The organism is Bradyrhizobium sp., assembly GCF_016213215.1.
GTDB lineage: Bacteria > Pseudomonadota > Alphaproteobacteria > Rhizobiales > Xanthobacteraceae > Bradyrhizobium.
In genome coordinates this window covers 47,577-60,770 of record NZ_JACRAW010000063.1, presented here as the reverse complement: position 1 = coordinate 60,770, position 13,194 = coordinate 47,577, and the positions used below count along the sequence as shown (strand labels likewise).

10 protein-coding genes are annotated in these 13,194 nt (G+C 66.0%); 4 read left to right on the top strand and 6 right to left on the bottom strand.

The genetic code is table 11. From position 1 onward, the window contains the following. The 5 genes from HY852_RS11420 to HY852_RS11400 form a co-directional block, all read right to left on the bottom strand. Positions 1–1,574, bottom strand: a 1,574-nt coding sequence (locus tag HY852_RS11420) for a hypothetical protein (RefSeq protein ID WP_291604763.1), incomplete at its 3' end; no start/stop codon positions are given. Positions 1,575–1,611: 37 nt separating this feature from the next. Then, complete coding sequence (locus tag HY852_RS11415) at positions 1,612–2,904, bottom strand: adenylosuccinate synthase (RefSeq protein ID WP_291604762.1); 1,293 nt, start codon at positions 2,902–2,904, stop codon at positions 1,612–1,614. A 412-nt stretch (positions 2,905–3,316) separates the two neighbouring features. Then, positions 3,317–4,000 (bottom strand): ABC transporter ATP-binding protein, encoded by a 684-nt coding sequence (locus HY852_RS11410; protein ID WP_291604761.1) that lies wholly within the window; start codon positions 3,998–4,000, stop codon positions 3,317–3,319. Further along, a complete protein-coding gene (locus tag HY852_RS11405) occupies positions 3,993–5,219 on the bottom strand; it encodes an ABC transporter permease (protein ID WP_291604760.1) in 1,227 nt (408 codons plus the stop codon). Before HY852_RS11405 ends, HY852_RS11410 begins: the two co-directional genes overlap by 8 nt. Then, entirely contained in the window at positions 5,216–6,481 is a 1,266-nt protein-coding gene (locus tag HY852_RS11400) for an efflux RND transporter periplasmic adaptor subunit (protein WP_291604759.1), read from the bottom strand. The genes HY852_RS11405 and HY852_RS11400 overlap by 4 nt, the downstream gene beginning before the upstream one ends. 289 nt (positions 6,482–6,770) lie before the next feature. Between HY852_RS11400 and mgtA the strand changes: the two genes are divergently transcribed. Next, positions 6,771–9,299, top strand: coding sequence for a magnesium-translocating P-type ATPase (mgtA, locus tag HY852_RS11395; RefSeq protein WP_291604758.1), 2,529 nt, complete (start codon positions 6,771–6,773; stop codon positions 9,297–9,299). A gap of 168 nt (positions 9,300–9,467) precedes the next feature. Further along, positions 9,468–10,415, top strand: a complete 948-nt coding sequence (locus HY852_RS11390; protein ID WP_291604757.1) for a DMT family transporter — start codon at positions 9,468–9,470, stop codon at positions 10,413–10,415. 72 nt (positions 10,416–10,487) lie between these two features. Here the strand turns inward: HY852_RS11390 and HY852_RS11385 are convergent, their stop codons facing one another. Continuing rightward, positions 10,488–10,889, bottom strand: a complete 402-nt coding sequence (locus HY852_RS11385) for a DUF1330 domain-containing protein (RefSeq protein ID WP_291604756.1) — start codon at positions 10,887–10,889, stop codon at positions 10,488–10,490. Positions 10,890–10,988: 99 nt separating this feature from the next. On the opposite strand from HY852_RS11385, the gene HY852_RS11380 reads away from it, so the two are divergent. Both HY852_RS11380 and HY852_RS11375 read left to right on the top strand, forming a co-directional pair. Further along, positions 10,989–11,921, top strand: coding sequence for a DMT family transporter (locus tag HY852_RS11380; RefSeq protein ID WP_291604755.1), 933 nt, complete (start codon positions 10,989–10,991; stop codon positions 11,919–11,921). Between the two features lie 137 nt (positions 11,922–12,058). Continuing rightward, on the top strand, positions 12,059–13,042 hold the full coding sequence (locus HY852_RS11375; RefSeq protein ID WP_291604754.1) for a tripartite tricarboxylate transporter substrate binding protein: 984 nt from the start codon (positions 12,059–12,061) through the stop codon (positions 13,040–13,042). Positions 13,043–13,194 lie beyond the last annotated feature (152 nt).

The window sequence follows — 13,194 nt, the reverse complement described above, 5'->3', positions numbered from 1 at the left end:
GCGAAGGCGTCGTTGAAGGCGCGCTCGCCGGGCGAACCCTTCTCTATCGCGACGATGGCACGCCGCTGGTTGGTGTAGACCAGCGGCAGGTCGAACCACGAGCGCTCCTTCAGGAGCTGGATGTTGCGCGAGCGATCGGCGTCGACGTTGGACAGGCCGACCAGGAAGAAGCCGTCGGTCACCTTGACCGCCAGTCCCGCGAGCGGAGTGCCGCGCGCCTGCTCGTTGGACTTCATCAGGATGCCGGGCACGTTGGAGACGCCGCCGCCGGAAAAGTCCTGCGGCAGGATGAAGGTCAGCTCGGCCGTGTGGCTCGCCGGCAGCGATGAATCCGTGTTGCGGCGGAACGACAACGTCATCTTGAACTTGCGATCGGGGATGTCGATGTCGGCCCGCACGGTGATGTCGGGCTTCTGGTTGCCGGACGCCTTGATCGGCTCAGTGCGCCACACGACCGAACCGACATACTGCTTGCCCTTGGGATCGGACGGATCCTCGTCATAGAGCACGACGCGCTGGGCCACCGGCGCGACCGGGTGATCGGACGACGGCTGTCCGACGCGATCGGTGATCTTCGGCTTCACCGCGGGCGCCGAACTATCTTTGGGCGTCTCGACCGCCACCGGCGTCGACTTGAACAGGCCGGTCACGGTCTGCACGACCGACTTGCCCCACAGGATCCCTGCACCGACCAGGATCAGCACGATGCCGACGGCGATCGCACTCTTGAAGGGGAAGGCCGCGGCGGAGCGGGCGCGCTTCTTCGGCTCGCGATCGGTGGAGATGCGCGGACGCGGCGATGGCGGCTGCGGCTGGGGCGCGTAGCGCTCCGCCTCCTCCATCGATTCATCGTAGGAATAAGGTACGTCGGGCTCGCCGCCGCGATTGTCCAGGTTCGGCTCGAGCCGGTCGAACTCGGACGAGGGCGACGGCACGTTGGCATAGGTGCGGCGCGCGGCGCGGGAAGCCTGCGCGGCGGCACGGCCCAGATCATCGGCATCGGCGGTGATGTCGCGGAAGCCGCGCACGCCGGGCGCCTGAGGAAGCGGCGGCGGGCCGTTTTCCGCGCCCCGGCGTCCCGCGCGATCGCGGGTCGGAGGCAGTGGCGGCTCCGCCATTGGCGGCTGCGGCCGCGGCGCCGGCGGCTCGGGGCGAAACGCGCGCGAAGCGCGTTGTCCTTCGCGCTCGCCATTGCCCTCCGACCCGAGCGGCGGACGCTCGTTGCGCGGCGGAGCGGGTCGCGAACGCGGTGTGGCGGGCGGCTGGGAAGCTGCGGCGGCCGATTCACCCGGACGGGTAGTAGCCCTGCTGCGGAAGGCATCGCCGGCGCGCCCCGCCGGGCGCGAGGCATCGCGGGCACGCTGCGCGGATTCCGATTCCACCTTGCGCACCGCCTCTTCCAGCGACAACCGCTCGCGGGTGATCTCCGATTCGGAGAGCGGCGGCTGCACGCTGCGGAGCTGCGCAATCAGCGCCGTCCGCGCCCGCTCATAGAGCGCACGGCGGCTTTCGCCGGGAGCGTTGGGGTCCAGGCCGGCGATAGCTCGGGCGATCAGCGGATAGTAATCAGCCATTTCAACTCAACTATGCGCGCTTCCCTGCAACACTTCACTAAGCTTCGAACGGATTTTGCACCAGAATAGTATCCTCGCGTTCCGGGCTCGTGGAAAGAAGGGCGATGGGGCAACCCACGAGTTCCTCAACGCGACGGACATATTTCACCGCCTGGGCAGGCAGGTCCGCCCAGGAGCGGGCGTTGGCGGTGGGCTGCTGCCAGCCCTCGATGGTCTCATAGATCGGCTCGACCCGGGCCTGCGCGCCCTCGCCCGCCGGCAGATGGTCGATCTCCTTACCGTCCAGCCGGTAGCCGGTGCAGACCTCGATCTTCTCGAAGCCGTCCAGAATATCGAGCTTGGTCAGCGCCAGGCCGTTGATGCCGCAGGTCCGCACCGTCTGGCGCACCAGCGCGGCGTCGAACCAGCCGCAGCGGCGGGGACGGCCGGTGTTGGTGCCAAATTCCCGGCCACGCTCGCCGATCTTGCGGCCGATCTCGTTGTCCTGCTCGGTCGGGAACGGTCCCTGGCCGACCCGGGTCGTGTAGGCCTTGCAGATACCCAGGACATAGCCGATCGCTGCGGGACCAAGTCCGGTGCCGGTCGCCGCCTGCGCCGCCACCGTGTTGGACGAGGTCACATAAGGATAGGTTCCGTGGTCGACGTCGAGCAGCGCGCCCTGCGCGCCCTCGAACAGGATGCGCTTGCCCTCGCGCCGCTTCTGATCGAGCAGCCGCCACACCGTCTCTGCATAGGGCAGAAGCTTCGGCGCCATGCCCGACAGCTCGCGCAGGATCTCGCCGCCGTCGATCTCCGGCAGGTTGAGCCCGCGGCGCAGCGCATTGTGATGCGCCAGCAGGCGATCGATCTTGTGCGGCAGCGTGGAGATGTCGGCCAGGTCCATCAGGCGGATGGCGCGGCGGCCGACCTTGTCCTCATAGGCGGGGCCGATGCCGCGCTTGGTGGTGCCGATCGCGGTGACGGCACTGGCGGATTCGCGCAACGCATCGAGCTCGCGATGCAGCGGCAGGATCAGGGTGACGTTCTCGGCAATGCGCAGGTTCTGCGGGCTGACTGCAACGCCCTGGCCCTTGAGCTTCTCGACCTCGTCGAGGAAGGCCTGCGGGTCGAACACCACGCCATTGCCGATCACCGCAAGTTTCGACGGCCGCAGCACGCCCGACGGCAGCAGTGCAAGCTTGTAGGTCTCGCCGTTGATCACCAGGGTGTGGCCGGCATTGTGGCCTCCCTGGAAGCGCACAACGATGTCGGCCTGCTCCGACAACCAGTCGACGATCTTGCCCTTTCCTTCGTCGCCCCATTGGGCGCCGACGACGACAACATTGGCCATTCGCGGGTATTCCCTCTGCAACTATCGCGTCATACGAGCATGAACCTCTCGGGGAAACGATGCCCATCCTTCCCGGGAGATCATGCCGCCTCGGCCTAAATCACGGCCGGGGCCGCTCGCATGCGAGGCAGTCACCCGGATAAAGGAAGCGGCCGGCCTAGGCAAGCAAGAACGGGGGTTTAGCGGGGTTGGAAAGTGGGTTCAAGCCATTGATATCCCCCGAAAATCCGACAGGAGCCGCCCGGGGCGCCCCCTCAGAGGCTGTGAATCAACCCAAGTCCGCAACGTTGCCGACCCTCATGGTGAGGAGCGCCGAAGGCGCGTCTCGAACCATGAGGCCCGGACCCGGGCCTTCATCCTTCGAGACGCTTGCTTCGCAAGCTCCTCAGGATGACGTGATACATTGTGCGCCTCAGGCGTGGATACGGCCGTCGACCACTTCGATGATGCGGTCGCAGCGCCGCGCCAGCTCCATATTGTGGGTGACCAGGAGGAAGCTGGTGCCGGCCTCGCGGTTGACCTGCCGCATCAGTTCGAACACCGCGTCCGCCGACTTGGTGTCGAGATTTCCGGTCGGCTCGTCCGCGAGCACGAGGTCGGGATTCATGGCCAGCGCCCGCGCCACCGCGACGCGCTGCTGTTGCCCGCCCGACATGTTGTTGGCGAGGTTGTTCGCGAACTTCTCCAGGCCCACCTGGGCCAGAAGCTGCTGCGCGCGGGTTTCAATTTCCGCGCTGGGAAAGCGGCGGTCGACCAGCATGGGCATCATGACGTTTTCCCGCGCCGTAAAGGCCGAGATCAGAAGGTGGTACTGGAACACGAAGCCGATGGTGTGGCCGCGCAGGTGGGTGATGGCAGCGTCCCCCAGCGCGCTGGTGTCCTCGCCCTTGATCAGGAGCCGGCCGGAGGTCGGGCGGTCGAGCAGGCCGACTATGTTGAGCAGGGTGCTCTTGCCCGAGCCGGACGGACCCATCAGCGCCAGGAACTCGCCGTGATCGAGCCGCAGATCGACATCGTGCAGCACCTCGGTCTCTGTCGGCAGACCGACATTGTAGGATTTGCAGACCTTCTCCAGCCGCAGGAGTTCGCTAGCCACGGATCGCCACCACCGGATCGAGCCTTGCTGCGCGCACCGCCGGCGCCATGGCCGCAAGCAGACCGGTGACGGTGGCGAGCAGCGCGGTCAGGATGAAGAGCCGCCGTTCAAGGATCAGCGGAAACAATTCCGAGCCGTCGGCCTGGCGCGCGATCGAGTGCCAATAGATCAGCGCAGCGGCGCCCATGGCAGCCCCGACCAGCGAGCCGACAAAGCCCAGCAGGCCGCCCTGCAGCAAGAAGACGCGCAGGATCTGGCCGCGCGAGGTTCCCATGGCGCGCAAGATCCCGATGTCCTTGGAGCGCTGGATCACCGACACGACCAGCACCGCGGCGATGCCGAAGGCGACCGACAGGCCGACGAACAGGCGGATCAAGGTATTGGATGTTTCCTGCGCCCGCACCGCGGTGAAGAACTGTGCATTGGTCGCGATCCAGCTGTCGGCCTCGACCGGGTTGGCCGCCTCGATGCGCTTGGCGATCTCTTCCGCCGCGTAGATGTCCTTGACCGTCATGTCGATGGTGGTGACGCCGCCGATCATGCCGAGCAGCGATTGCCCCGTGCGCAGGGCAACGAACGTGGCGCGCTGGTTGGTCCCCTTGTTGCCGAAATCGACCAGCCCGGCGATCGTCAGCACCCGGATGGCACCGGAGGCCGCCTGGATGTTCAGCTTGTCGCCGACGGTCGCGCCGAGAATTCTCGCCAGCTCGATGCCGATGACGATGTCGTCGCTGGTCAGGCGCGCTTGGCCCGCCACGATGTAGTCGGGCACCCTGACGATGTTGAAGTAGGTGTCGGGTTCGACGCCGGTCAGCGTGACGGCGCGGCTGGAGTCGCCGCGCACTGCCAGCACCGAGCCCGCGATGGTGGGCGAGACCGCGGTGATCTCCGGCATCGCCAGCATCTGGCTCCGGATCTTCGGCCACTGGTCGATCGAGATCACGCGCTGGCTCGGGCGCTGCACGACGGCGTCCTCGATCTCGCCGGGCCCGTTGCGCAGCGGACGGGCGACCTGGTCGGGCCGCAAGAGCTGGATCTGCGGCTGCGAGGTCAGCACGCGCTTGATGAAGTTCGCTTGCAGTCCCGCGAGCATCGCCGACATGAAGACGATGACGGCGACGCCGATGGCGATGCCGCCGATGATGAAGATGGTCTGCAGCCGCCCCTCGCGCAGAAAGCGCACCGCCGTGACCCATTCGAACGGCAGCCAGCGGTTCATGGCAGCACGGGCCGCACGCGCTGGCCGGTGACGACCCGCGAATTCTGGGGGATAGCAACCTCACCGGCGGAAAGACCTTCGACGATCTCGATGTGGCTGTTGCCGCGCAGCCCGACCTTCACCGGCCGCTTCACGGCGCGGCCGTCCTTGATGCCGAGCACCCACGGCTGCCCCGACAGTATATCGTGCACCGAGCGCACCGGCAGCACCAGGGCGTCGTTCTTCGCCGCCACTTCGATGTCGACGGAGACCGTCATGTCCTGGCGCAGATAGGCCGGCGGATCAGCCACCGTCAGCTTCACCTCGACCGAAGCGCGGGAGATGTCGATGCCCGGATTGATGTAGGTGATGACGGCGGCAAAGCGCTTGTCGGGATAGGCGTCGGCCGAGGCGAGCGCCTTCTGGCCGAGCGCGATCTTGCCGAGATTGCGCTCGTCGATCTGCAGCACGAGCTGCGCGTCGCCCGCCGGCGCGAGCACCAGTAGCGCCTTGCCCGGCTGCGCCACCGTGCCGCGCTCGACACTGCGCGTGATCAGCACGCCGTCGCGCGGCGCCGTGATCGTGGCATAGCCGAGCCGCGACTGCGCGGTGTCGAGATTGGCGCGCGCCTGGTTGAGCTGGGTCTGCGCCATCACATGATCGCTGCCGCCCGGGCTTGCGGTATAGACCTGGAACTCCGCGGCGCGCTTCAGAGCGCGCGCGACATCGAGCGTCTTTTGCGCGTCCTCGAGCGCGGCGCGCGTCGCATAGCCGTTGCGTTCGAGCTGAGAGGTGCGGTCGAAGATCTGCTGGGCGTTGCGCATGTTCGCCTCGGCTTGCGCCAACGATTCCTTCGCAGAAGGCAACGTCAGCTCCTGGAGCTGCCGTATGCGAGCTTCGGCCTGCTCCACCGCGCCCTGCGCCTGAACCACGGCTGCCTTGAGCTCGCGCGCTTCCAGCGAAATCAGCGGCTGACCCTTGGTGACAGGCTGGCCTTGATTGACCAGCACGTCCTCGACCGTCCCGGTGATCTGGCTGCCGATCTCGACCCGGAACGGCGTCTCGACATGGCCGCTGGCAACGACCGACTCGACCAGCTTGCCGCTCCTGACCTGGTCGACGACGACCGCCGGTCCCAGGACCATCCGCACGCCCTGCGAGGCGCCAAAGACCAGCAGCACCGCCACCGTCAGGATGAACCATTTGTGGGCGAGAATTCCCGACCACAGCGGGCGGAACGGGAAGCGGCTCTTTTGCGCGAGTGGCAGCGGTTGATCGAGCATGACCGGAATGCGACACGCGCGACGATTCCGCGCGGATGTGTGTTCGTTTTGATGCGTGTTCCCCCGGAAATCGCAGAAATCCGAGGACGTTGCAGTTCAAAAGCTAGACCCCTGCCGGAAGGATATGTTGCGGTAGGTCAATGGTTTCCGAACCGTAATGACGTCTACACTGCCGTTCTTGTGGTGCCGCTTGAAGTCGGGCGGAGGTCCACCCACGCAATTACCGCTCGACATGTCCCGTATGACGCTGCCGCCTTTCACCTGATCCTCGCCTCTTCGGGAGCCTGCCGTGCCGGAAGGTCCGACGCGTACTGACAAGGGTTTCTGGCATCAGTCGCCTGAAGAGCTCTCCCGCCAGTTCGGCTGCGGACTGGAAGGCCTGAGCACGGCGGAAGCGGCCGGACGACTCAAGCGCTTCGGCCCGAACAGCGATGCGCCGGCGCGGGCCGACAGCGTGCTGCGCGCGATCCTGCGCCGGCTGCTCGAACCGCTCTCCCTCATCCTGATGGTCGCCGGCATCATCTCGATGCTGACGGGCGATGCGATCGGCGGTTCGATCATCGTGCTGATCCTCACCCTCTCGATTGGGCTCGACACCGTGCAGGAAGGGCACGCGGCACGGGCGGCGGAGATCCTGCGGCGTTCGGTGGCGCTGAAGGCCGAGGTGAAGCGCGACGGCGCGTTCCGCCAGATCGACGTCGAAGGCGTCGTTCCCGGCGACCTCCTGCGCATTCGCGCCGGCGACATCGTCCCGGCGGACGCCCTGATCCTGCACAGCGAAGCCTTTACCGCGGGCGAGGCGGCGCTGACCGGCGAACCGTATCCGGTGGCGAAGCGCGCGGGGGCGGTCGCCGATCGGGACGATACTTCCAACGTGCTGTTCCGCGGGTCGGTGGCGCAGACGGGCGAAGCGATCGCGCTCGCGGTCAAGACCGGGCGCGAGACGGTGTTCGGGGCGGCGGCTTCCGCGCTCGGCGAGGGCGAACCGCCCTCGCCGTTCGAGCGCGACCTGCGCGAATTCGGCCTCGTCGTCGCGCGCCTGACGCTGGCGCTGGTGCTGATTGTGCTGACCATCCGCGTCCTGGCGGGCCGGCCTGCGCTGGATTCGCTGCTGTTCGCCGTCGCGCTCGCCGTCGGGCTGACGCCGGAGCTGCTGCCGATGATCACGACCGTGACGCTGTCGCGCGGGGCGCTGCGCATGGCATCGCGCAAGGTGATCGTCAAGCGCCTTGCCGCGATCCACGACCTCGGCGCGATGACCATCCTGTGCACGGACAAGACCGGCACGCTGACGTCGGCGCAGATCGCGTTGTCGAAGAGTCTCGATCCAGATGGCCATGATGATCCCCGCGCCGCGCGACTGGGCGCGGTGGCCGCCGCGCTCGGTGGCGATCGTGGCTCGCTCGATGCGGCGCTGGTCGCGGGTACCACGGAGGCCGCGAAGGGCTGGAAACTCGAAGGCCGCCAGGCCTTCGATTTCGCGCGCAGGCTCGGATCCGTACTGGCGACCGATCACGAAGGTCCGCTCCTCATCGTCAAGGGCGCGCCCGAAGCGGTGCTCGCGCTGTGCACGCAGCAGCGCCGCGGCGGCAGCACGGCGGCCATGGACGACGGCGCGCGCGAGGATGCGCTCAGGCGTGTGCATGAGCTTGCCAGCGAGGGGCTCCGTACCGTCGCCATCGCCTCGCGGCCGTGGCAGGGCCCAACCCGGGAGGTCGAGACGGAGGATGAGGTCGACCTGGTCTTTGAAGGCCTCTGCGCCTTCATCGACCCGCCCAAGCCGACCGCGGCGGCAGCCATCGAAGATCTTGCCAGAAGCGGGGTGAAGCTGAAGATCCTGTCCGGCGACGATCCCGTGGTAGTGAAGCGGCTCGCCGGCCTCGTCGGCCTCAATGCCGAGCGCGTGCTGTCCGGCAGCGAAATCGCCGAGCTCAGCGACGAGGCACTGGCCGTCCAGGTGCAATCGGCCGATGCCTTCGGCCGCCTCGCGCCCGACCAGAAGTCACGCATCGTCAAGGCGCTGCAGGCGAGCGGCGAAGTGGTCGGCTTCCTCGGCGACGGCATCAACGATGCGCCGGCGCTGAAGACCGCAGATATCGGGCTCTCCGTCGAAGGTGCCAGCGGCGTGGCACAGGCCGCCGCCGACATGATCCTGCTGGCCGCGGACCTGGAAGTGGTCGCCGACGGGGTCGAGGAAGGCCGCCGCACCTTTGCGAACATCCTCAAATATGTGCGCATGGGCGCGAGCTCGAATTTCGGCAACATGCTGTCGATGGCAATCGCCTCCATCGTGCTGCCGTTCCTGCCGATGCTGCCGACCCAGATACTGCTCAACAACCTGCTCTATGACCTTTCCGAGCTCGGCATCCCCTTCGACCGGGTCAGCCGGCACGCCACAGCGCGCCCGCAGGTGTGGAGCATGAAGCGGCTGGTCCGCTTTGCGGCCATCATGGGGCCGCTGTCCTCGCTGTTCGACTTCCTTACTTTCGCGGCGCTGATCCTGCTGTTTCACGCATCGCCCGACGAATTCCGTACCGCCTGGTTCGTCGAATCGATGGCGACGCAGATTCTCGTCATCTTCATCATCCGCACCAACCGCGCGCCGTGGCAGAACCTGCCGGATCCGGTGCTGACGGCCTCCTCGCTGATGGCGCTCATCGTCGCAATGGTGGTGCCGTTCACGCCTGTTGGCACCTGGTTCGGCTTCGTCACGCCGCCGCCGCTCATGATGGCCACCATCGCATTGCTCGTTGTCGTCTATCTTGCCTGCGCCGAACTCCTGAAAGCCTTTGCCACCGGCTCGGAAAGCCGTCGCTGAATCGGCTGGCGCCGGTCGGTTCCATCGTTCACCCCTGCATGGTCGCGATGCATCCGACCCCATTGATGCCAGGCGCATTTCCGTGTCTGTGGTCGGGCCGGGCAAGAAGCCGGCCCGGAGCGGTCTGGGCCGGGGGCTCGGCGTGCGCACCGGGCCAACAACCAGCCAATGTCTGCCTCCGACCCGCCTCCTGCTTCTGCGTCAGCCACTTCGGGGCATTGGATCGCCAATCAGCCTTATGTGCTGCTCAGCATCACGGCGCTGTGCTGGGCGGGCAATGCGATCGTCGGACGGCTGGCCGCCGGACATATTCCGCCGGTCACGCTGTCATTCCTGCGCTGGGCATTCGCGTTCCTCATCGTGCTGCCGTTGGCCTGGAAGCACCTCGTCCAGGACTGGCCGGCGATCCGCTCAAAGCTCGGGGTGATGCTGCTATTGTCGCTGACCGGCATCGGCGCGTTCAACACGCTGCAATACTGGTCGCTGGAACATACCCAGGCGATCAACACGCTGCTGCTGCAGTCAGCCGGGCCGCTGGTGATCGCGGTGTGGTCGCTGATTTTGCTGCGCGTCCACCTCACGTTAGCGCAGGCCTTCGGCGTGCTGTTGTCCTTGATCGGCGTGCTGGTGATCCTCCTGCGCGGCGACCTCACCGCGCTGTCCAGCATCACGTTCAACAAGGGCGACCTGATCTTCAGCGCGGCGCTGGTGATCTTCGGATTCTATTCCGTGATGACACTGAAGCGTCCCGCCATACACGGGCTCTCGTTTGTCGCCTTCACCTTCGGCTGCGGCGCGGCGAGCCTGCTGCCCCTGCTCGCATGGGAGTTGTTCGCCCGCCCGCGCATGGCGCTCGATCTGCCGAACCTCTTGACGCTGTTCTATGTCTCCGTCTTCCCGTCGGTGGTTGCCTATCTCTGCTTCAATCGCGGTGTGCAGCTGATCGGCGCCAACCGGGCCGCTCCCTTCTTTCACGTCACGCCGGTGTTCGGCTCGGTCATGGCAATTGTCTTTTTGGGCGAGCGCCTGCAAGCCTTCCACGTCATCGGGTTCACACTGGTGCTGTCCGGGGTGTTCGTCGCCTCGCGAAAGCCGGCCGCCGCCAGGACGCGATGAAGTCTCGCTTGTCGCCGTATCGATCGGCCAACCTGTCCCCATTGGGAGAAGTGGCGAACTCGCGAAAGCGGGCTAGCCGGTCCTGAACTTGCTGTAGGCCTCGCTGGTCGCGATAATGACGTGTTCGGCGCAGCCGTTGCGCCGGTGCGGATCGGCCTGCGTCTCGTATTCCGCCGAGGTCATCATGTCGAGGAAGGCCGCAACAGTGGGATAGTAGACGAGCGCGACGAAATCCCACTGGTTGCCCTCCTCTCGCCCGAGCGCGACCGCCCTGGCATTCCCGGTCCACAGCAGGGTGCCGCCTCTAGCCTTGATCATGGGCACGGTCACCGCGCTGTAGCGCAAGTAGGCGTCCCAGCCGGAGCCGTCGCCGTCGAGCGACTTGTCACGGAAGCGCATCAGGTTGAGCATCACGACGGGCTCCTGCTGCCCGAGCGCCTTCAGCCCCTTTACATTCAACAGATCCACGCTCATCGTCGGCCTCCCTTCCCGAAATCCGGCGCATTGTAGCATTGCGAAGGCGGGACTTGTCCTGCGAGACTTATCAAGGACAAGCTCCTCCAGAAACACACAATGACGATCTCCGCGCCCAAGCCAACGGGCTCCGCCCCGGGCCACTGGCTCAACAACCAGCCCTATCTGCTCCTGAGCCTGACGTCGCTGTTCTGGGCCGGCAACATCGTGCTCGCCCGGCATGTCGGCAGCCACGTCCCGCCGATCACACTGACCACGATCCGCTGGCTTGGCGTCTTTCTCATCCTGCTGCCGTTCGCCTGGCCACACCTCAAGCGCGACTGGCCGGCGTTGCGTGCCCATTTGCCGCTGATGATGTTCCTGTCGCTGATCGGATTTGCCTTCAACAATGCGATCTCCTATTGGGCGATGCAGTACACGGAAGCGCTGAACGCGCTCCTCATCCAGTCGTCCGGACCGCTGTTCGTGGCGCTGTGGTCGCTCGTTCTGTTCGGCGTGCGGCTGACCGGCGCCCAGCTCGCCGGCATCGCCGTCTCGCTCGCCGGCGTGCTGACGATCATTCTGCGCGGCGATTTCGCCGCGCTCGCCACTATCACCTTCAACAAGGGGGATCTGATGTTCGCGAGCGCGCTGGTGTCGTTCGGACTCTATTCGGCGCTGATCCCGCGCCGGCCCGTCATCCACCAGCTGTCTTTCATTTCATTCACCACCTGCTGCGGCGCCTTCATGCTCATGCCGGGCGCGTTGTGGGAATTTTTCAACGGCGCAACGCTCAAGTTCGACGCGCTGACGCTGGCGACAATGTCCTATATCCTGATCTTTCCATCGACGCTCGCCTATCTGTTCTTTAACCGCGGTGTGGCGCTGATCGGGCCGAACCGTGCCGCACCGTTCTTCCATCTGGTTCCGGTGTTCGGCTCGGCGATGGCGATTTTGCTGCTCGGGGAAATGCTGCAGCTCTTTCATCTCATCGGCTATGCCCTGGTGCTGGCGGGCGTCATCACCGCCTCGCGTCAGGGCTCGGCGAAGTGACGCAAATTCCGCGTCACGGACGCGGGCGGCTGCGCCGGCCTGAGATGCGAAAAAACGGCAACTCGCGCCTTTCGCTCCTACCCGGCGCAGGCTATTTGTCCGGCAACCGAACAACAGACCGGAGGAAAAGGACGAAAATGATCGCACGATTCGAACGATATTGCCGCCTCGCTGCAGCTGCATCCCTGATGATGATGGCGCTGGCGTCCGGCGCAGCGGTTGCCCAGAACTATCCCAACCGCAACATCACGCTGGTGCTGCCGTTTGCGGCCGGCAGCGGCACCGACACCACGACGCGGATCATCTCGCAGCATCTTTCCGCGGCGCTCGGCGTCGGGATTGTCATCGAGAACAAGGCCGGCGCCAACGGCATGCTGGCCGCGACCTACGTCGCGCGCGCCGCGCCGGACGGCTATACGCTGCTGGTGACCACCAACACCACGCATTCGGCCAACCCCTATCTGCTGAAGACGCTGACCTACGATCCGGTCAAGGATTTCACGCCGATCGCGCGGACCGGCGACCTGCCGTTCATGCTGGTGATCAATCCCGAGCTGCCTACGAAAACCGTCGGCGAGCTGGTCGCCTATGGCAAGGCCAATCCGGGCAAGCTGAGCTATGCGAGCGGCAGCTCGGCCGCCATCGTGTCCGGCGCAACCTTTGCCCACAATGCCGGCATCGATCTGTTGCACGTGCCCTACAAGAGCTCACCGCCGGCACTCAACGACGTGATCGGCGGCCGTGTCAGCATGATGTTCGTGGATATCCTGACGGGCCTGCCGCATGTCAATGGCGGCGCGCTGCGCGCGCTTGCGGTCACCACCAAGAACCGCTCGCCGCTGGCGCCGAACCTGCCGTCAATGCAGGAGGCCGGCGTGCCCGACTTCGACATCACCTCATGGCAGGGCTATTTCGGCCCCGCCGGCGTGCCCAAGGAGATCGTGACGCGGCTCAACGCCGAGATCCGCAAGATCGTCGAGAAGCCGGAAATCAAGGCCCAGCTCGCCACCTTGGGCATGGACGCCTTCTCCGGCACGCCGGAACAACTCGACGCATTCGTCAAGGATCAGCTCGTGCTGTGGGAAAAGCTGATCAAGAACGCCCGCATCGAGAAGCAGTAGCTGCGACCAAACGCTTGAGGGTGGGCAGCCGAGGCATGCCCGCCCTCCTCCGTGCGCCTCACGAACGAGGTGGGCACGCCGCCATCGCCCAAGGTATAATGCTCCAGCATCTGCTGACTGGACCGCTCGCGGCAGTCCCGGCTCTTTGCCGG